General features: G+C 68.1%; 15 protein-coding genes and 1 riboswitch. Of the genes, 10 read left to right on the forward strand and 5 right to left on the reverse strand.

The window, feature by feature from the left end; genetic code table 11:
* Positions 1 to 718: 718 nt before the first annotated feature.
* Positions 719 to 2,833: a catalase gene (locus SLW52_RS03285; protein ID WP_267099029.1), complete on the reverse strand. Its 2,115-nt coding sequence runs from the start codon at positions 2,831 to 2,833 to the stop codon at positions 719 to 721.
* A 232-nt stretch (positions 2,834 to 3,065) separates the two neighbouring features.
* On the reverse strand, positions 3,066 to 5,942 hold the full coding sequence (gene gcvP, locus SLW52_RS03290; protein ID WP_320739428.1) for an aminomethyl-transferring glycine dehydrogenase: 2,877 nt from the start codon (positions 5,940 to 5,942) through the stop codon (positions 3,066 to 3,068).
* A gap of 102 nt (positions 5,943 to 6,044) precedes the next feature.
* A riboswitch (glycine riboswitch) is annotated at positions 6,045 to 6,149 on the reverse strand.
* A gap of 288 nt (positions 6,150 to 6,437) precedes the next feature.
* On the opposite strand from gcvP, the gene SLW52_RS03295 reads away from it, so the two are divergent.
* The 10 genes from SLW52_RS03295 to SLW52_RS03340 all read left to right on the forward strand — a co-directional run bounded on the left by SLW52_RS03295 (position 6,438) and on the right by SLW52_RS03340 (position 14,509).
* A complete protein-coding gene (locus SLW52_RS03295) occupies positions 6,438 to 7,688 on the forward strand; it encodes a multidrug effflux MFS transporter (protein WP_320739427.1) in 1,251 nt (416 codons plus the stop codon).
* Positions 7,689 to 7,738: 50 nt separating this feature from the next.
* Positions 7,739 to 8,149, forward strand: coding sequence for a hypothetical protein (locus SLW52_RS03300; RefSeq protein WP_017910138.1), 411 nt, complete (start codon positions 7,739 to 7,741; stop codon positions 8,147 to 8,149).
* Positions 8,150 to 8,152: 3 nt separating this feature from the next.
* A complete protein-coding gene (locus tag SLW52_RS03305; protein ID WP_017911298.1) occupies positions 8,153 to 8,683 on the forward strand; it encodes a GNAT family N-acetyltransferase in 531 nt (176 codons plus the stop codon).
* A 517-nt stretch (positions 8,684 to 9,200) separates the two neighbouring features.
* Entirely contained in the window at positions 9,201 to 9,839 is a 639-nt protein-coding gene (locus SLW52_RS03310) for a hypothetical protein (protein WP_150411133.1), read from the forward strand.
* A 49-nt stretch (positions 9,840 to 9,888) separates the two neighbouring features.
* Positions 9,889 to 11,019 carry a type IV secretion system protein gene (locus SLW52_RS03315; RefSeq protein ID WP_320739426.1) on the forward strand — a complete coding sequence of 377 codons (1,131 nt, stop codon included), beginning with the start codon at positions 9,889 to 9,891 and terminating at the stop codon, positions 11,017 to 11,019.
* 16 nt (positions 11,020 to 11,035) lie between these two features.
* The gene (locus SLW52_RS03320) at positions 11,036 to 11,575 is read left to right on the forward strand and encodes a DUF4189 domain-containing protein (RefSeq protein ID WP_320739425.1); all 540 of its coding nucleotides are present in this window, start codon (positions 11,036 to 11,038) and stop codon (positions 11,573 to 11,575) included.
* 54 nt (positions 11,576 to 11,629) lie between these two features.
* A complete protein-coding gene (locus tag SLW52_RS03325; protein WP_320739424.1) occupies positions 11,630 to 11,956 on the forward strand; it encodes a hypothetical protein in 327 nt (108 codons plus the stop codon).
* A 24-nt stretch (positions 11,957 to 11,980) separates the two neighbouring features.
* Complete coding sequence (locus tag SLW52_RS03330) at positions 11,981 to 12,505, forward strand: hypothetical protein (RefSeq protein WP_320739423.1); 525 nt, start codon at positions 11,981 to 11,983, stop codon at positions 12,503 to 12,505.
* A gap of 70 nt (positions 12,506 to 12,575) precedes the next feature.
* Complete coding sequence (locus SLW52_RS03335; protein ID WP_267122569.1) at positions 12,576 to 13,166, forward strand: hypothetical protein; 591 nt, start codon at positions 12,576 to 12,578, stop codon at positions 13,164 to 13,166.
* A complete protein-coding gene (locus SLW52_RS03340) occupies positions 13,163 to 14,509 on the forward strand; it encodes a hypothetical protein (RefSeq protein WP_320739422.1) in 1,347 nt (448 codons plus the stop codon). Before SLW52_RS03335 ends, SLW52_RS03340 begins: the two co-directional genes overlap by 4 nt.
* Positions 14,510 to 14,636: 127 nt before the next feature.
* Here the strand turns inward: SLW52_RS03340 and SLW52_RS03345 are convergent, their stop codons facing one another.
* The 3 genes from SLW52_RS03345 to SLW52_RS03355 all read right to left on the reverse strand — a co-directional run bounded on the left by SLW52_RS03345 (position 14,637) and on the right by SLW52_RS03355 (position 19,191).
* The gene (locus SLW52_RS03345) at positions 14,637 to 16,628 is read right to left on the reverse strand and encodes a M2 family metallopeptidase (RefSeq protein ID WP_320739421.1); all 1,992 of its coding nucleotides are present in this window, start codon (positions 16,626 to 16,628) and stop codon (positions 14,637 to 14,639) included.
* 125 nt (positions 16,629 to 16,753) lie between these two features.
* Positions 16,754 to 18,415 (reverse strand): phosphoethanolamine transferase, encoded by a 1,662-nt coding sequence (locus tag SLW52_RS03350; protein ID WP_267123583.1) that lies wholly within the window; start codon positions 18,413 to 18,415, stop codon positions 16,754 to 16,756.
* A complete protein-coding gene (locus SLW52_RS03355) occupies positions 18,412 to 19,191 on the reverse strand; it encodes a phosphatase PAP2 family protein (RefSeq protein ID WP_320739420.1) in 780 nt (259 codons plus the stop codon). The genes SLW52_RS03350 and SLW52_RS03355 overlap by 4 nt, the downstream gene beginning before the upstream one ends.
* Positions 19,192 to 19,309 lie beyond the last annotated feature (118 nt).

Consider the following 19,309-nt stretch of genomic DNA (forward strand, 5'->3'; position numbering starts at 1 on the left):
GCGGTCCTGCGCGCCTGGGCATGGGCGTTCGGCCTGCCTGGCGCGAATGGGGGACATAGCGCCAACCGTCCGTCGCGAGCAGGTGAAGATTTCACGCCTCCTTCACCTTGCTCCGATGTAGACGCGCCGCCCCGAGGCTCGGGATAAGTTTTTCCCGCCGTCGCTGTCAGGCGGCCACGCGGGAGTGGCCCGCCCGCTTCTTGTCAAGTGCGTGACAAGCTTTTTGACCGCGAATCAATCACTTGGATGTTCCGGTGTGGTGAGGGTGGCATCGGCGGCTTGTCCACAGGGGGTGTGGATGACTTCTGCATAAGGTTGTGGATAAGGCCGATGCCGGCCCGTGACACAACAGTGTCAAGAGGGGTGGCGAAAAATTGACCAGGCGATTTTGCGGCCGCCAGTGGGCCGCACCTTGGGGCCTGTGCCGGGACCTCGCAGGGGGCATATCCGGGTCGCGGTCGGGGCGGTGGCGACGGGCGCCGATCGCCTCGCGGTCGTATCTGTGCCTGTGCGGCACGGCAGTCCGGAGCACGCGCGGGCGCGACCATCAGGCGAGGGTGTGGCTGCCCCGGGGCGATGGCAGCGCCAGCGTGCCGAAGATCCTGGATCGCGACCAGCGTGTGGCCCCGGGTTCCGCGTGAAGCCGGCGCCCTGTCAGCTTTCCCGGCATCGCCATGGCGCCAGCCCTGCGGCGCCATGGCGGGAACCGCTGCCCTGCTCAGGCCAGCAGGCGCAGCTTCGGCTCGCGGTTCCACTGCCGGGTTTTGGCCGCGGTCACGAAGCCCTTGCTGTCGCTGGCTTCGACCACCCCGGCATCCTTCTGCACATTGCCGGCCTTCAGCAGCGGCTGCGCGCCGGCGTCGGCGGCGATCGCCTTGAGGTGGGCGAAGGCGTTGCTGACGAAGTCGATGGCGGCCGACTCCTTGCTCAGCCGCTTGCCGGCCTCGGCCGACAGCACTACCGCCACCGCGTCGAACACGAACGAGGGTGTGCCGGCCAGCTGGCCGTCGGCGGCCAGGCGCTTGCCGTCGCTGAGGACGGCGCCGCCGAGCTTGGGCGCGACGATCTTGACCGCGGCACCGGCGTCGGTGGCGGCCTTGCGCAGGTCGCGCACCAGTTTCGCGTCCGAGCCCTCGTCGATCAGGATGCCGATCGCGCGGCCCTGCAGGGTCGGCTTCATGCGGCCGATGAGCTGCAGCGCCGGCGACAGCGGCAGGTCCTGCGGCGCGACCGCGGCCGGCGGCGCCGGCGGCAGCGCGTCCAGGCCGAGGCCGTCGGCGACGCGTTGTGCCAGCTTGGGATCGACGTGGCGCAGGTGCCCGACCACTGCCTCGCGCACGTGCGCGGTATCGACCTTGGACAGCTCGAACACCAGCGCCGAGGCCACGTGCGCCTGTTCCGGCTGCGTCTGGCTGCGGTAGAACATCCGTGCCTGGCTGTAGTGGTCGGCGAAGCTCTCGGCACGCACGCGGCCCTTGGCGCCATCGTCGGGCTGGGTGCGGTGGCTGACGAAGCCGCGCGCGGTCTCGCGCGGGCTGTCGGCCTGCAGCGAGCTGGGTTCGTAGGCGACGCGGCCCTTGGGCACGCCCATCTGCATGTGGCCGTCGCGCTGCATGTTGGCGAACGGGCACTTCGGCGCGTTGATCGGCAACTGGTGGAAGTTCGGCCCGCCAAGGCGGCTGAGCTGGGTGTCCAGGTACGAGAACAGGCGGCCCTGCAGCAGCGGGTCGTTGGAGAAGTCGATGCCGGGCACGATGTTGGCCGGGCAGTACGCCACCTGCTCGGTCTCGGCGAAGAAGTTGTCCGGCCAGCGGTCCAGCACCATGCGCCCGACGATCTGCAGCGGCACCAGCTCCTCCGGGATCAGCTTGGTGGCGTCCAGGTGGTCGAACGGGAAGGCGTCGGCCTGTTCCTGGGTGAACAACTGCACGCCCAGTTCCCATTCCGGGAAGTCGCCGCGTTCGATCGCCTCGAACAGGTCGCGGCGGTGGAAGTCCGGGTCGGCGCCGGCCAGCTTCACCGCCTCGTCCCAGATCGTGGACTGCAGGCCGAGCTTGGGCCGCCAGTGGAACTTGACGAAGGTGCTGCGGCCTTCGGCGTCGAGCAGGCGGAAGCTGTGGATGCCGAAGCCTTCCATCATGCGCAGCGAGCGCGGGATGGTGCGGTCGCTCATCGCCCACATGATCATGTGCAGCGATTCGGGCATCAGCGAGACGAAGTCCCAGAATGTGTCGTGCGCGCTGGCCGCCTGCGGGAAGCCGCGGTCCGGCTCCATCTTCACCGCGTGGATCAGGTCGGGGAACTTCAGCGCGTCCTGGATGAAGAACACCGGGATGTTGTTGCCCACCAGGTCCCAGTTGCCTTCCTTGGTGTAGAACTTGACCGCGAAGCCGCGCACGTCGCGTGGCGTGTCCACCGAGCCGGCGCCGCCGGCGACGGTGGAGAAGCGGGTGAACACCGGGGTCTTCACTCCGACCTCGGTGAGCAGCGCGGCGGTGGTGTACTTGGCCAGCGACTTGGTCAGTTCGAAGTAGCCGTGTGCGGCGCTGCCGCGTGCGTGCACGATGCGTTCGGGAATGCGCTCGTGGTCGAAGTGGGTGATCTTTTCGCGCAGGATGAAGTCTTCCAGCAACGTCGGCCCGCGCGGCGTGGCGCGCAGCGAGTTCTGGTTGTCGGCGACCGGAATGCCCTGGTTGGTGGTCAGCGGCGGATGCGTGCCGCCGGCCTGCTGGTGCAGTTCGTCGCCATGGCCGCGCTGATCGGCGGGCGCGGCGGTGGACGTGGGGGCGGTGGACGATGCGGAATCGCTGGGCGTGCGCTTGCGGCTGGCCATGGGAGATCGCTCCGGTGCGTGGCGGAAGAAGGCGTCGCGGTGGGGTGCCCGGTGCGTGAGGATGCGGGCGCGGCGGAAGTCCCGATCCTGGGCGGCGCGGCGTGAACGAGCCGTGCAACGCGCCGCATCGCGCGCACTTGTCTACCTCGGTACGCGCACTGCGCACGCATAAAAAAACCCAGCCTCGCGCACGAGGCTGGGTCTCGGGTGCAGCGTCGAACGAGAACGCGGCTCAGACCACCGCGTCTTCCTTGTACGCATCCACCGGGATGCACGCGCACATCACGTTCTTGTCGCCGTACACGTTGTCCACGCGCGCCACCGGCGGCCAGTACTTCTGCTGCTTCAGCGTCGGCAGCGGGAACGCGGCCAGCTCGCGCGGGTAGGCGTGGGTCCACTCGCTGGCGGTGACCTGCGCGGCGGTGTGCGGGGCGTGCTTGAGCGGGTTGTCCTCGCGGTCCAGGCGGCCGTCCTCGATCGCGGCGATCTCCTCGCGGATCTGGATCATCGCGTCGATGAAACGGTCCAGCTCGTGCTGCGATTCGCTCTCGGTCGGCTCCACCATCAGCGTGCCGGCGACCGGGAAGCTCAGCGTCGGCGCGTGGAAGCCGAAGTCGATCAGGCGCTTGGCGATGTCCTCGGCGCCGATGCCGCTGGTCTTCTCCAGCGGGCGCACGTCGAGGATGCACTCGTGCGCGACCAGGCCATTGCGGCCGGTGTACAGCGTCTTGTAGTACGGCGCCAGGCGCTTGGCGATGTAGTTGGCGTTGAGCAGCGCGACCTGGGTGGCCTTGCGCAGCCCGCTGTTGCCCATCATGGTGATGTACATCCAGCTGATCGGCAGGATCGAGGCGCTGCCGAAGCTGGCGGCGCTGACCATGCCGACCTCGCCGTCGCCGCCCAGGGTCTTGGGCAGGTACGGCGCCAGATGCGCCTTCACCGCGCAAGGGCCGACGCCGGGGCCGCCGCCGCCGTGCGGGATGCAGAAGGTCTTGTGCAGGTTCAGGTGCGACACGTCCGAGCCCCACTTGCCGGGCTTGGCCAGGCCGACCAGCGCATTCATGTTGGCGCCGTCGGTGTAGACCTGGCCGCCGTGCGCGTGCACCGCTTCGCAGATCGCCACCACGTCTTCCTCGAACACGCCGTGGGTGGACGGGTAGGTGATCATCAACGCGGCCAGGCGGTCCGAATACTTCTCGGCCTTGGCGCGGATGTCGGCGACGTCGACGTTGCCGTTGCCGTCGCACTTGGTCACCACCACGGTCATGCCGCACATCTGCGCCGAGGCCGGGTTGGTGCCGTGCGCCGATTCGGGGATCAGGCAGATGTCGCGATGGCCTTCGCCGCGCGCGCGGTGATAGGCGCGGATCGCCAGCAGGCCGGCGTACTCGCCCTGCGCGCCGGAGTTGGGCTGCAGGCTGACCGCGTCGTAGCCGGTGCACTCGACCAGCATCGCTTCCAGTTCGTCGATCAGCTGCTTGTAGCCGACGCTCTGCTCGGCCGGGGCCAGCGGATGGATCGCGCCGAACTGCGGCCAGGTCACCGGGATCATCTCGGCGGTGGCGTTGAGCTTCATGGTGCAGCTGCCCAGCGGGATCATGGTGCGATCCATCGCCAGGTCCTTGTCGGCCAGCGCGCGCATGTAGCGCAACAGTTCGTGCTCGCTGTGGTGGGTGTTGAACACCGGGTGCTGCAGGAACGCGCTGTGCCGCAGCAACTGCGGCGGCAGCGCATCGGCGGTGGCGGCGTCGAGCGCGTCCACGTCGGCCTGCGCGCCGAACAGCTGCGCCAGCGCGACCACGTCGGCGCGGGTGGCGGTCTCGTCCAGGCTGATGCCCAGCGACGCGCTGTCGATCGCGCGCAGGTTGATGCCGGCCGCACGCGCCTTGGCGTGGATGGCCTCGGCATCGACGCCGGTGACGTGCAGGGTGTCGAAGAAGCGCTCGCCGACGGCGACGCCGGCGCCGCGCAGCGCTGCGGCGAGGATCGCGGCCAGGCGGTGGGTGCGGCGGGCGATGCGCACCAGGCCCTCGGGGCCGTGGTACACCGCGTACATCGAGGCCATCACCGCCAGCAGCACCTGCGCGGTGCAGATGTTGGAGGTGGCCTTCTCGCGGCGGATGTGCTGCTCGCGGGTCTGCAGGGTGAGGCGGTAGGCGGGGTTGCCGGCGGCGTCGATCGACACGCCGATCAGGCGGCCCGGCATCGAACGCTTGTAGGCGTCGCGGCAGGCCATGAACGCGGCATGCGGGCCGCCGAAGCCGAACGGCACGCCGAAGCGCTGCGAATTGCCGACGACGATGTCCGCGCCCCATTCGCCGGGCGCGGCGATCAGGGTCAGCGCGAGCAGGTCGGTGGCGACGGCGACCAGGCCGCCTTGCGCATGCACCGCGTCCGCCAGCGCCTGGTGGTCACCGATGTGGCCGAAGCTGTCCGGATACTGCAGCAGCACGCCGAAGCACTCGGCCTGCAGCGCTTCCTCCGGCGTGCCCACGCGCAGCACGATGCCCAGCGGCTCGGCGCGGGTGCGCAGCAGTTCCAGGGTCTGCGGGTGCACCGCGTCGTGCACGAAGAAGGTGTCGGACCTGGACTTGGCCGAGCGCTTGGCCAGGGTCATCGCCTCGGCCGCGGCGGTGGCTTCGTCCAGCAGCGAGGCGTTGGCGATCTCCATGCCGGTGAGGTCGGCGCACATGGTCTGGAAGTTGATCAGCGCTTCCATGCGGCCCTGCGAGATCTCCGCCTGGTACGGCGTGTAGGCGGTGTACCAGGCCGGGTTCTCGAGGATGTTGCGCAGGATCACCTTCGGCGTGTGGGTGCCGTAGTAGCCCTGGCCGATGAAGCTGCGGAACACGGTGTTCTTGTCGGCGATGGCGCGGATCTTGGCCAGCGCCTCCTCCTCGGTGATGGCGTCGGGCAACGCCAGCGCGGCGGGCGACTTGTCCGTGCCTATTTTGATCAGGCCGGGCACGATGGCGTCGGTCATCGCCTCCAGCGAGTCGTGGCCGACGGTGCGCAGCATGTGCGCGATCTCGGCGTCGTTCGGGCCGATGTGGCGCTCGATGAAGGCGCAGTGGTGTTCGAGGTCGCGCAGCGAAGAGGTGTGAGACATGGCAGTCGTCCGGCTGAGGAAGGCACGAGGAGGCGGGGACGCGCGCAAGGCCGTCGTCGGGCCGCAGCGGCGGGCACGATCGACGGGAAGCACGCGTCTTCCCAATGCCCCTCTGTCCTTTTGCCTGAGAGTTTGGAAGCGGCGGCTGGCGCTGCGCTTCGTGCCCCTTCGGCGCCGGGTTTGACCGGTCTCTCCAGAGTCTTGGTGCGGGTGGTATCGGGCCTGAGCGATTACGGGCGTTTGCGCCTTCGGCAGCGGGTCGCCCCGCTTCTCCCACCTTGCTGCGCCGCGATTATAACGTGGCCGGCGGCGCCCACGGCGGGCCGCACGCACCCACGCCAGCCTGAATGGGCAAGCCGCGGCGGATGCGCGCCTGCGGCCGCAGCGCGTATCATGGCCGCACTCCCTTTTCTCGCGCCCGTCCATGCCGGACGGCGTCGCCGCGCGTGCGCCCGTCCTGCGGCCGCCGCGGCCGGCTTTCAGGATGATGTCCCCATGACGCTCCCGTCCGTGTCCACACGCCGCATGGCCCTGTTGCTGGCCGGGCTGGCGATGTTCGGTCCGTTCTCCATCGACACGATCTTCCCGGCGTTCCCGCAGCTGGCGCAGCGCCTGCATGCCGATCCGGTGGCGATCCAGCAGACGGTGAGCGTGTACCTGCTGGCCTACGCGCTGATGGGCCTGGCCCACGGGCCGCTGTCCGACGCGTTGGGACGGCGCCGGGTGATCGTGGCCGGGCTGGTCGTGTTCATCCTGGCCTCGGCCGGCTGTGCGCTGTCGCGCGACCTGCCGACCCTGCTGGTGTTCCGCGCGCTGCAGGGCGTCTCGGCCGGCGTCGGCATGATCGTCGGTCGCGCGGTGATCCGCGATCTGTTCCACGGCGACGATGCGCAGCGGCTGATGAGCCAGGTGTCGATGATCTTCGGCATCGCCCCGGCGATCGCGCCGGTCATCGGCGGCTGGATCCTGGGCAGCGGCCGCGGCTGGCCGACGATCTTCTGGTTCCTGGTCGGCTTCTCCTCGCTGTTGCTGGTCGCGACCCTGCGCTGGATGCCGGAGACGCATCCGCCGCAGGCGCGCACGCCGCTGGCGCCGCGCACGCTGCTGCGCGACTACATCGGCATCGCGCTGAATCCGCGGTTCCAGCGGCTGGCCGCGGCCGGCGCGTTCAATTTCGGCGGGGTGTTCCTGTACATCGCCTCGGCGCCGGTGTTCATGATCGACCTGCTGGGCAAGACCGAGCGCGACTTCGCCTGGCTGTTCCTGCCCACCATCGGCGGCATGACCCTGGGCGCGTTCCTGTCCGGGCGCATGGCCGGGCGGCTGGGGCCGATGCGCCAGGTGCGCTTCGGCTTCGTCTGCTGCGGCCTGTCGATGGCCGGCAACATCGCCTACACCGCGCTGGCGCCTGCCATCGCGCTGCCGTGGGCGGTGCTGCCGATCTTCTTCGCCGGCCTGGGCACCGCGCTGATCTTCCCGATCCTGGCGCTGGCGGTGCTGGACATGTACCCGCGCCAGCGCGGGCTGGCCTCCTCGCTGCAGGCCTTCACCCAGTTGATGGTGACCGTGCTGGTGGCCGGGGTGCTGTCGCCGCTGCTCAGCGGCCATGCCCTGCACCTGGCGCTGGGTTCGGGCGCGTTCTTCCTGCTCGGCTGGGGCTTGTGGCGTTGGGAGCGGCGCAGCGGCAAGCGCCTGCCGCGGCCGGATGCGCAGGTGCCGCGGCTGGAACCGGCCGACCCGCTGTGAGCATCGCCGCGGTTGGGCTATCGTCGTCGGGTCATCGTTGAGGAAACCGCATGTCCATCCAGTCCAAGCAGCGCCGCGACCTGCGCAAGAAGCTGGCCGAGCGCCTGCGCCACCGCGCCGAGGGCGCCGCGCCGGCCGCGCCCATCGAACCGCATGCGGAACTGCGCGACCAGCAGCGCACCTTGCTGGCCGGCATCGTGCGCCGCGACGGCGAGTGGGTGCTGGGCATGGACGGGCGCATCGCCGGGCAGAGCGAGAGCGCCGCGCAGGTGCTCTCGCTGATCATGCAGGCGGCGGAGCTGCACGAGCGCGCCGGCACGCCGGTGCGGTTGATGTACTCGGACGCGCTGAAGGACGCGGCGCAGGCCGATGCGCAGGCGCAGGGCCTGAGCTTCGAGGAGTTCAAGACGCGCCACGCCCAGGTCATGCGTCGCGACGACGGCGCGGCGGCTCCGGCCTGAGGCATGGGCCAGAGCGCGGGCCAGGCTGCGCAGGAGGCCGTGTCGCTGGCGCGGGTGCGGCGCCGCGACGGCATCGCGCTGATCCAGGCGCACCGCGCCAGCGTCGCCCTGCATCACCCGTGGACCTACCCGTTCACCGATGTGCCTGGCTTCGAGGCCTGGTACGCGCAGACTCTGGACGGCAGCAACATCGCCCTGCTGGCGCGCGAACGCAGCAGCGGCGCGCTCGCCGGCCTGTTCACCTTCAGCCAGGTGGTCGGCGGCTGCTTCCAGAGCGCCTACCTCGGCTACCACGCCATGGCCGGCTGCGAAGGCCGCGGACTGATGACGCATGCGCTGCGCCTATGCGTGGCCTACGCCTTCGCCGAACTGGGCCTGCACCGGGTGGAAGCCAACATCCAGCCGGACAACACCCGCTCGCTGGCGCTGGCGCAGCGCGCCGGCTTCCGCCGCGAAGGCTATTCGCCACGCTACCTGCGCATCGGCGGGGTGTGGCGCGACCACGAGCGCTGGGCGCGGCTCGCCGACGACTGAGCGGTCGCATCGCGGTCGGCTGAGGCGGGCTGGCGCGGACCTGGCTGCGCAAAACCGGCGGTGACGGCGCCGCTGGCTGGCTCGGGACATGCCGCGACGCAATGTCGGAGTTTTCCTACCCCGATCGGCGAAACCATTGGCGTGCCTGGCTTCGCTGAATGTGCTTCCCTACGGGGCCGCATGGACCGGTGGAAATGGAATGCACATCATGCAAGAGTCCGCCGCACCCTGCCTCATCCGTTCATAAAGGACTATGGCCGCAGCAGGTTCCCCAATCCGACCATTCAGTGGCTCCGCTGCTGCCGCCGACGGCCGTCGGTCGGCCTCTGCCGCCCGCGCACAGCAGCTGGAAACCGTCGCTGCGCCCTGTATCGCACGAGACCTGCCGAGATCGCCCATGACCCACTCCTCGACCCGTCGCCCCCGCTTGTCGCGCCTGTTCGCAGGTGTCGCGCTCGCAGCCTTCCTGGCTGCAGGACCCGCCAATGCCACCTGGATCGTCAACGACCCGATGTCGATGGCCAAGGCGTTGCAGGAATACGCCGAGCAGGCCAAACGCTGGGGCGAGACGATCAAGCAGTACCAGATGCAGTTGGAGCACTACCAGCAGCAGCTCATCAAGCTCCAGCGGCTGCAGTTCGGCGACTCCACCATGGCCGACAACTTTCCCGAGCGCCCCCAGGACTACGGGCTGGAGGATAGCTGCCCCGGCGCGAGCCAGAGCGGCATCGCCGGATTGATGAACCAGTTCAAGGCGCTGGCGCCGGACATGAACGGCAGCGCGGTCGACGAGCAGATGAAGGTCTGCGCGCGCATCGTGATGGCCAAGAACGCCCAGTACAACGAGACGGTGCGCATGCTCAAGCGCCTGATCCAGCGCAACGAGCAGTTCAAGCAGGTGCAGTCGCAGCGCGACGGCATCGGGACCAGCCAGGGCGCGCTGGCCGCCAACGACAACGAGGTGCGGCGCTTCGTGGCGCAGAACGCCATGGACCTGGATTACTGGCAGGCGCAGATGAAGGCCTACGACACCTACATCGTGGCGCTCAAGGACGACCAGTCGCGATTGGCGCGGCGGGCGCTGGATGGCAACAAGAACAATATCTTGGGGCAGGTGATCCAGGCGGGCGTGCTCGCTGGGGCGCTGTCCAAATGATGGCACCGGCAACTCCAACACAGCACGCGACATCGGGTAGGCACGCAGCATGAACGGATTCTTCGACACCGCCACGCACTGGATGCAGCCGTTGGCGGACGCCAATCTGGGCGACTTCCTGTTCTTCCGGTTGGTGAACAACTACTTCACCAACGAGATCGCCGAGTTCGGCCTTGAACTGATGCGCCGCGCGATGCATTGGGTGAGCGTGATCGCGTTGACGGCGACCACGTTCTGGATCCTGATCCAGGGCTACCGCATCGTCACCGGGCAGTCGCGCGAATCGGCGATGGCGACGATGGTCAAGGCGGCCAAGGTGGCGGTGATCCTGATGATCGCGTCGACCCTGGGTGCGAACGGCGCGGCGTTGCACAAGGCGATGACCGACAACCTGGACATGGAGATCCACGGGTTGTTCACCGGAGACGACACCAGCAGCGCGGCCGACTCGATCGACGACAACCTGAAGTACACCCAGCTGGCACTGTCCGCGCTCGACGCGGTGCGTGTGGACGCCAACGATCCCGAATCGATCGAGAAGAAGGGGCGCTCGATGCTGCTGGCCAGTTTCGGCACGGCCAGCCCGCCCATGGCGGCGGGCGCGATGTTGCTGCTGTTCAAGTTCACCATGGCATTCCTGGTGGGCATCGGCCCGATCTTCATCTTCTTCCTGATGTTCGAACAGACCAAGGACCTGTTCCGGAAGTGGCTGTTCTACGTGATCGGCACCCTGTTCTCGATGTCCATGCTGTCGGTGGTGTCGGCGATGGTCTTGAAGTTCACGGCCAAGGTGGCGGCGGCGTACTGGGCGATGAAGTTCATTCCGTTGGCCAACGCCGAAGGCCTGTCGTCCCAGGCGTTGCAGCAGGGCGGGATCGGGTTGCTGATGACGGTGCTGATCGTCACGGTGCCCACGATCGCGGCGGCGGTCTGGCAAGGCAACATGGGCACGTTCATGACCTACACGGCCTTCGGCCCTGCGACTGCGTCTTCGCCGGGGCCACAGGGGCAGCCGCCGGGGTCTTACAGCCCCCCGCAAACCCGAACGGATCCGCAGGTCTCACCGCACACGGCTGTAGGATCATCCGGCAACCGCTTGAGCGGCGCGCCCTCCAGCAGTGTTCCTTCCGAGGGCAGTGGTGGCAGAGGAGTGGCCAACCAGGGCAACAGGTTCAGCTGATGTGAGAGAGAAGCCTATGCAGTTCAAATTCCTAGCGCTTTGCGTCTTGATGGTCGCTGCGCATGGCGCCCATGCGGAAGGCGGATGTCCCCCCGGGCAGTATCCAATCGGAGGCCAGGGCGCTGCCGGTTGTGCTCCGATACCACAGAGCCAAGCGGCCCCGCAGGAGGCTCCCCGGCCGACCGGCTATTGGGTCAAGACCTGGGGGGCCATTGCCATGGGGCCTGGTGATGGCTGGAACAGCTTTGGGGTGACGACAGGCAAGGCATCGAAATCCGAAGCGGAGGCTGACGCGCTGAAGCGCTGCGTTTCCAATGGAGTCAAGGACTGCCGAATTGGCCTTTCTTACCGGAACCAATGCGCCGCCGTCGCGGAGCCACAAATTGGCGGGAAGTCGTATCTCGACGGCCTGACTAACTTCGTCGCGGCTGGCAGCGAGGAAGCAGCCGGCGATGTCGCTGTGCAGCGTTGCGAGCAAGACAATCGCGCGGTCACCGGCATGCAATGCAAGGTCATCTACACCGCATGTTCCAGGGCGGTTTTCAAGAGCTATTGATGCCTGGCCTCAAGCGGGTCTGGACGATTGGCAACCCATCAAGGAGAAAGGGTCGTGAAGAAGCGTGGATTGTTTCCCTTGGCGTTGCTGTCAGTGATGGCGTTGCCCTCGTCGGCGCAGACCGACGGCTACTACGAGTTCATTCCGTACTACGACAACGATCCGTTTCTTTTCTGCACGATCGGCGTGCCCAGCGACTGCTGGGCGCCGATCAATCCGGCCACGGGCGCGTTCACCGTCACCAATCCGTACTGCTACAACGCGTACTCGTCCGCGATGTATGCGCGTGTCTGTCCCCATGCATTCACGAGCGGGAAGGTGGGGGCAGCGGCGGCGACACCGCGCTCTTCCGTGGTACGGGACAGCGCTGCCGTTCCCTGACTTGGTCGATGCAGGAGCCGTGACATGTCCCACGTGCTGTGGTCGAAGGAGTGGCAGCTATGCGTGCGGCGCACGTGTGCGCTGCTGACCACGGCGCTGCTCGCACTGCTGCTCACCGCCGGGATGGCTGCGCTGGCCTACCGTCATGCGGGCGGCACGGCGCTGCTGATGGCCCAGGCGCTGGCGGTATTTGGTGCTCTGCTGCAACTGGGCATGGTGGGCATGCTGGCGCTGCTGGTCGTGCGCGCGTCGCGCGCCTGGTGGCGTCTGCGCTCCGGTGGCAAGGGGACGGTGCAGTCCAGGCAGTTGTGCCATGCCATCCTGCAGGTAGCCGGGATGACCTTGCTGATGTGGTTGTCTGCCCTGGCGGCCGTCGCGCTCCCCGGTTCCCTGCCGCTCTTCATCCAGGTGCCGGAACTGGGCCTGTCGCTGCCGATCTTGATCGCCTTGCTGCTCATGCAACGCCTGCACGTGCGCCATGGCTGCCGCCGGCTCACCGACGCCCTTGCCGCCGCCGAGCATGCCGCGCGGCGCACCCTCGTGGCCTGAGGCCCTTTCCGTGAACGCCAAGATCCCCTGTGTTTTGTCCCTACTGCTGCTGTTGACAGGATGCAACCAGATGAACACCGCCTCGGAGAACGCCGCCAATCCACGTGCCGACGCCCATGGCGACCCGGTGTACCGCAAGAATCCGCATCCGACGCAGGCGTATCGGATCACGATGACGATTGAGGATGCGCCGGGGCCGTTCCGATACGTCTCGGGCGCCACGTTCTACGACATGGTCAACCGTGACGCATGCGCGCCGGTGGATCCGGTGCTGGGCATGTCCACTAAACGGAAAGAGGACAGTATTCCGATCCAATTCCAGAAGGTGGATGACAGCACCTATGTGGCGACCATCCATGCAGATGGAATGGTGGATGCGGACTACTACGGCAGGGGTATCTGCAAATTTGAATTGGGTAGTGTCGGGGTCACGCTGAGTGCGTCCGGAAGTGCCGAGGACACGCGCTTCCAGCCCGCATTGCTCAAGAGCGAAATCGAGCAGCCGTCGCGGAAGACCACATATTTCTGGAAGGGAAGGTATCCGAAGGAAGAGATGCCCGGATTCCCCGATAGCGGCCGATCGAGCCTTGATGAATTCAACGAACAGGCGCGGGCAGATACCTTCAAAGTTGTGCTGACAACCCAGAGGGCTGTGCCGTGAGTCTGAGCAGTCAGCAATATGCCGAGCTTGCGCGTGATGTATATGACGCGCCGCAGGAGACTGGGCGTAACAGCAAGGCGGTGGATATCGGAGGTGTCTTCTACAAGCGCCTGGAGTATGTGGACCGACCCAGCGGCTACCAGGGCATCCTGTATCAGCGCATGGACAGTGGCGAACTGATCGTTGCCCACCGCGGGACCGAGTTCGATCGCCAGCCGCTGCGCGATGGGCTCGCGGTGGATGGAGGCATGGTGATGACCCGTCACAACGCGCAGGTGGCCGACGCGGTCGCGTTCACGTCGCACGCATTGGAGTATGCGGACAAGCTCGCCAAGGATGGCGCGGCTCCGGTCGTCACCGTCACGGGGCACTCCCTGGGCGGGGCTTTGGCCGAGGTCACGGCCCACCACTTCGGCCTGAAGGGCGAGACCTTCAACGCCTACGGCGCGGTCAGCCTGGATCGCCGGATCCCCGAAGGCGGCACCGACGTCGTCAACCACGTCATGGCCGGCGACCCGGTCAGCGCTGCTAGCCGGCACTACGGCCAGGTCCGCATCTACGCCACGCCCGAGGAAGTCGCCACGCTGCAGCGCGCCGGCTACGACAACAGCAGGGGCGGCTGGGATGCGCGCAATCCGTTCAGCGCGGTCGGCGGGTTGATCGTCGAGTCGCACCGCATGCACAACTTCCTGCCGGTGGACGGCAACGGGCGGCCAGACCGCTCCGTGTTGGAAGACCCGGCGGCGCACCAGCGCGCCGCGCAGTACGCGCCGATGATCGGTAGGTATCGGGAGGATGTCGAATCCATGCGCATCGGCACCACGCTTCTGGCACGCGGCGTGCGCGGGCTGGCCGGTGACGCCGTCGACGAACTGCGCGGGCCGTTGCCGGCGGGAGAGGGCCGGCAGGGTATCGGTGCGCCGGAATGGTCGGAGCACATGCGGCGGCTGCATCTGCCGAAGCAGGACGCCCACGCGCCGCAGGGTTGGCACGTGCCGCTGAAGGTGCCGGAGCAGGGGGTGGCAGTGCGGGACGGAGACCCGCTGTTTCGTGCCATCAAGGAGCGATTCCCGGCCGCCACGCCGGATGCGACGCTGAGGCATGCCGCGGCACAGGCACAGCGCGACGGCATGACGCGGCCCGAGCAGATCAAACACGTCATGGTCGATGGCGGCAACGCCTGGATCGAAGGGTATACGCCGGGGTTCCGGGTGAAGGTCGATCTCTCTGCGGTGCCATCGCGACCCGAAGAGGCGATCGCATCACCCGCCAAGGACGGGGTGGCGCTCGCTTTGCCGCAGGCCGACAGCGAGGCGCAGCACGTGTCTGCACGGACGCGATGAGCACTTCAGGCATGTCGCGGTTTCTTTTCTAGCCTGACTGATCCGCACGCCGCGTATCTCCTCTGCGCGCTGACCTGCACGGTCTGTCCTGACGACTGCGCTTCGGCGTTGCGGCCGCCGCGCCGCGTCAACCTTGCTTCTGCGCCGGGACTGCAGTGGGTTGCGCTGCGGCAGATGCCGCCTCCCACCCGCACATCCGCCCCTGGTTCTGTTGCTTGAGCCATTCCTGCATCGGCGCGAAGTATTCCAGCAGCGGGCCGGCGTCGATGCGCTCGCTGCCGGTCAGTTCCTTGAGCGTGGCTTGCCATGGCTGGCTGGCGCCGCGCTGCAGCATCGACCAGAACTTCTGCCCGGCTTCCTTGTTGCCGTAGAAGGTGCACTCGTACAGCGGGCCCTTGTAGCCGGCGGCGTCGCACAGGCTCTTGTAGAACTGGAACTGCAGGATGTGCGAGAGGAAGTAGCGGGTGTAGGGGGTGTTGGCCGGCACGTGGTACTTGGCGCCGGGGTCGAAGAAGTCCTCGCCGCGCGGCGTCGCCGGCGCCACGCCCTGGTACCTGGCCTTCAGCTCCCACCAGGCCTGGTTGTAGCGGTCCGGGGCGATCGAGCCGTCGAACACGCCCCAGCGCCAGCGGTCGATCATCAGCCCGAACGGCAGGAACGCGACCTTGCTCAGGGCCATGCGCATCTGCGCGTTGATCAGCGCTTCGCGGCCGACCTGCGGCGCGTCGACCAGGCCGATCGAATGCAGGTACTGCGGGGTCATCGCCAGCACCACGGTGTCGCCGATGGCTTCGTGGAAGCCGTCGTTGGCGCCGCCCTGGAACAGCGGCGGCAACGGGTTGTAGGCCAGGTCGTAATAGACGTGGCCGAGTTCGTGGTAGATGGTGGTGAAGTCTTCTTCGTTCGGCTTGACGCACATCTTGGTGCGCACGTCGCCGGCCATGTCCATGTCCCAGGCGCTGGCGTGGCAGACCACGTCGCGGTCCAGCGGCTTGATGAACTGGCTGCGCGTCCAGTACGTGTCCGGCAGCTTGGGCATGGCCAGCGAGGTATAGAAGTCCTGCGCGCGCTCGGTCATCTGCCGCGCGCTGAGCAACTGCGCCTCGCGCTGGGCCATGAACCGCGCGTCCACCGAGGTGTCGCCGTTGCGCCGTGCCAGTGCCGCGCTCAGGTTGCCCTGGTACTGCCGCTCCAGCGCGTCGGTGATGTCCAGGCTGCCGGCGCCCGGGTAGGGCTGCAGCAGGTCCCACAGGTTGCTCCAGTCCTGCTGCCACATGTTGCCGAGCAGATGCGCCGGCAGCAGGCCGCCGGCCAGTTCGCCCTTGTCCTTGCCGTATTCGGCGTCGAGCTTGCCGCGCGCGTAGCAGTGCAGTTGTTCGTATAGCGGCTTGACCTGGGCCCACAGCCGGTCGGTCTCGGCGGCGAGCTGTGCCGGCGGCATGTCGTAGCCGCTGCGCCACAGTGCGCCGGTGTCGGCGTAGCCCATGTCGCGCGCGCCTTCGTTGACCAGTTCGACGAAGCGCTGGTAATCCTTGCGCATCGGTTGCACGGCGGCGTGCCAGCCCTGCCAGGCATCCAGTTGCTGGTCGTAGTCGCGACTGCGGCGCAGCACGTCCTCCAGTTCGCCCAACTGCCGGCAACGGCGCGCGTCGCCCTCGCCGGTGCAGTAGGACGCGGCACCGTAGGCGCCTTCCATCTTCGTCGCCAGCCCGGCCAGTTCGCCCAGCCGCGCCGGATCGCGTGGCGCCGGCATCGCGGTCATCTGCTGCAGCAGGCGCAGTGCGCGGGCGCTGTCGGCCGACATCGGCTTGCCGTCGTAGCGCCGGGCCTGCGCGATCCAGCCGTTGAGCGTGGTCAGCCAGCGCGCGTTGGCCCTGGCCGCCAGTCGCTCGCTGTCGCCGTTGATGTAGGTCGCCGACAGCCACTGCGCCGCAGTCAGTTCCGGCAGCAGCGCGCGGTACTCCTCGTTGATGCGGGCGACGAACTGGTCGGCGCTCTCGCCCTGGGGCTGGGCCGCGGCGGGGGCGGCGGTCTCGGCCGCGGGTTCCTTGCGGCAGGCGGACAGCGTCAGCAGGCTCGCGCCGAGGCACAGCGCGAGCAGCGGAGAGCGATGGGTCACGGCGAATCCTTGCAGGGCGATTGCCCGGAAGGCTAGTGGCCCGCCCGCACCGCCGCAAGTTCGGCGGCGCGCTCTGGGTCGCGCCACCGCGTCCGCTTACGCCACGACCGCGCGTGGGCCGGCGGTCATTGCGGCTTGGCGCACTGCGCGAACAGGTCGCGCGCGTGGTCGTAGACGCCGGTCCTGACCTGCATCAGGCCCAGCACCGACGGGAACAGGTTGTCCTGGTCGGCGTAGCGGCGCGACCGCGCCTGCAGGCAGGCCAGGTCCAGGCCGCGCGCGCTGGCGAAGCCGGGCGAGAACCACATCACCATTGGCACGTGGGTCTGCTCCTGCGGCGCGATCGCGTAGGGCACGCCATGCAGGTACAGGCCCTTCTCGCCCAGCGACTCGCCGTGGTCGGAGAGGTAGATCATCGCCGTGTCGTAGTCGGGCATCGCCTGCAGCGCGTCGATGGTGCGCGCCAGCAGGTGGTCGGTGTACAGCAGCGAATTGTCGTAGGCGTTGGTGATCAGTTCGCGGCTGCAGTTGCCCAGGTCGGCGGTGTCGCAGGTCGGGGTGAAGCGGCGGAACGCGGCCGGGTAGCGCTCGAAGTAGCTGGGGCCGTGGCTGCCGAGCTGGTGCAGCACCACCACGCGGTCGCCGGGCTTGGCGCGCACCTGCGCGGCCAGGTCCTGCAGCAGGATCTCGTCCATGCAGCGTCCGTCCTTGCACAGCTGCGGATCCTTGGCGTCGTCCAGGTGCTGGATCTGCAGGCCGTCGCACACGCCTTTGCAGCCGGACTGGTTGTCGCGCCACAGCGTGCTGATGCCGGCGTGCTCGAGCACGTGCAGCAGCGACTGGTGCTTGCGGATGTTGCTCTCGTTGTAGTCGTGGCGGCCGAACGGCGAGAACATGCACGGCACCGAGACTTCGGTGCTGGTGCCGCAGGAGTGCATGTCGGGGAAATTGATCACGTCGCGCTTGGCCAGCTCCGGCGTGGTCTGCCGCGTATAGCCGTTGAGGCCCCAGTTCTGCGCGCGGGCGGTTTCGCCCAGCACCACCACCAGCAGCCGCGGCTTGCTGCCCGGCGCACGCGCGGTGGCCTTGGCGTCGTGTTCCAGCGGCAGCTTCGGCGCCTTGCGCGTGGGGCTGTCGGACTTGAAGTTCTGCCGCAGCGCGACCAGGTAATTGATCGGCGTGGCCAGGTAGCGGATCTCGCGATGGTTGCGCATCATCGCCGACAGGTCCTGGAACGACAGCATCGCAGCGACGCCGCCCAGCGCCAGCATGCCCACCAGGAAGCCGGCGCGGATCGCCAGCGCCTTCAGCGGCGAACGCCGGATCAGCCGCACCCGCCACAGCACCAGGATCGGCAGCGCCGCGTAGAACAGCAGCGGCGCGATCAGCGCCGGGGTCATCAGCTCGCGCGATTCCTTGTGGTCGGTGGCCAGCACGTTGCGCAGCATGTCCGCGTCCAGGTAGACGCTGTAGCTGTTCATGTAGTGCGCGGCGAACGCGGTGGTGATCAGCAGCACCGTCAGCACCGGCTTGGCGATGCCGCGCCACAGCAGCAGGCCCAGCAGCAGGCCGTGCACCGCCAGCAGCAGCAGGAACAGCGACAGCGCCAGCTTCACGTCGCCGCCATGGCCGCTCATCGCGCTGCGCCAGAACATGCCGTTGCAGGCCAGGGCGAAGAACGCGCTGGCCGCCAGCGCCAGCATCTCGTTGCTCAACTGCGGACGCCAGGCCCACCAGCGGGCGCGGGAGGCGGTGGACGGCGAGGGCGGGGCGACGGAATGGCTCATGCGGCTGAATCGTTGGTAGTGGAAGGGCGTTGATCGGCGTGCGATAGCGTCGCGCGCGGCCACAGCATCGCCCGGTACAGGCCCAGTGCCACGCCCCAGCACAGGGCCAGCGTCCACAGGTCGTGCGACATGAAATGCGCGCCGCGCAGCTGTTGGCCGAGACCGAACAGCAGGCCTCCCCCGAGGCCGATCGCCAGCGCCGGCCAACGCCAGGCCGGCTTGAGCGCCAGCGCGACGAAGTACAGCCCCACCCAGGCATAGCCGGCACTGGAATGACCGGCGGGGAAGCATACCCCGCGCGGCATGCCCGCCGGGCGGGTCTCGAACAGGCCTACGAAGATCCGCTCGCCGCCATAGCGGACCAGGTCCCAGGGGCAGTCCATGTGGGTCACCGACTTCAGCAGCGACACCACGCCGGTGCTCAGCGCCACCGTCAGCAGCAGGTACAGCAGCGGCAGCCGGTAGCGGCGGGTATCCGGACGGCGCCATGCCCACACCGCCAGCGCGGCGGTCACCGCCCATGCCGCCGCGCTCAGCATCTTGCCGTCGTGGTGGATCAGGCTACGGGTCAGCGCCGCATCCTTCAGCGCCCACTGTCCGCCTTCCCAGCGATACAGCAGGTCGGCGATCCAGAAATCCCCGCCCAGGCCCATCAGCACGCCACTGGCCAGCAGCGCCAGCGCCAGCGGCACCCACAGGTGGAACAAATAGAAATGCCGGCGTGCGCCGAGGTAGGGCGCCGCCGCAGCGGACAATCGCAGGGGCGTACTGATCATGGTCGACGAAAGCGGCCAGGGACGGCGGGAAAGTGGGGGCATGGTCGGGTTGCCGGTGTCGGATAGCTGTCGGAACTGTCGGTGAGAGGGCCCGGGCTTCAGCGAAGGTTGCGCACCG

This window comes from Xanthomonas sp. LF02-5 (genome assembly GCF_034105325.1).
Taxonomy (GTDB): domain Bacteria; phylum Pseudomonadota; class Gammaproteobacteria; order Xanthomonadales; family Xanthomonadaceae; genus Xanthomonas_A; species Xanthomonas_A sontii.

What these genes read in the sequence shown, in the direction of transcription:
- SLW52_RS03285 (WP_267099029.1), bottom strand. Translation starts at nt 2,833, where the DNA reads ATGGCCAGCCGCAAGCGCACGCCCAGCGATTCCGCATCGTCCACCGCC.
- gcvP (WP_320739428.1), bottom strand. Translation starts at nt 5,942, where the DNA reads ATGTCTCACACCTCTTCGCTGCGCGACCTCGAACACCACTGCGCCTTC.
- SLW52_RS03295 (WP_320739427.1), top strand. Translation starts at nt 6,438, where the DNA reads ATGACGCTCCCGTCCGTGTCCACACGCCGCATGGCCCTGTTGCTGGCC.
- SLW52_RS03300 (WP_017910138.1), top strand. Translation starts at nt 7,739, where the DNA reads ATGTCCATCCAGTCCAAGCAGCGCCGCGACCTGCGCAAGAAGCTGGCC.
- SLW52_RS03305 (WP_017911298.1), top strand. Translation starts at nt 8,153, where the DNA reads ATGGGCCAGAGCGCGGGCCAGGCTGCGCAGGAGGCCGTGTCGCTGGCG.
- SLW52_RS03310 (WP_150411133.1), top strand. Translation starts at nt 9,201, where the DNA reads ATGGCCAAGGCGTTGCAGGAATACGCCGAGCAGGCCAAACGCTGGGGC.
- SLW52_RS03315 (WP_320739426.1), top strand. Translation starts at nt 9,889, where the DNA reads ATGAACGGATTCTTCGACACCGCCACGCACTGGATGCAGCCGTTGGCG.
- SLW52_RS03320 (WP_320739425.1), top strand. Translation starts at nt 11,036, where the DNA reads ATGCAGTTCAAATTCCTAGCGCTTTGCGTCTTGATGGTCGCTGCGCAT.
- SLW52_RS03330 (WP_320739423.1), top strand. Translation starts at nt 11,981, where the DNA reads ATGTCCCACGTGCTGTGGTCGAAGGAGTGGCAGCTATGCGTGCGGCGC.
- SLW52_RS03335 (WP_267122569.1), top strand. Translation starts at nt 12,576, where the DNA reads ATGAACACCGCCTCGGAGAACGCCGCCAATCCACGTGCCGACGCCCAT.
- SLW52_RS03350 (WP_267123583.1), bottom strand. Translation starts at nt 18,415, where the DNA reads ATGAGCCATTCCGTCGCCCCGCCCTCGCCGTCCACCGCCTCCCGCGCC.
- SLW52_RS03355 (WP_320739420.1), bottom strand. Translation starts at nt 19,191, where the DNA reads ATGATCAGTACGCCCCTGCGATTGTCCGCTGCGGCGGCGCCCTACCTC.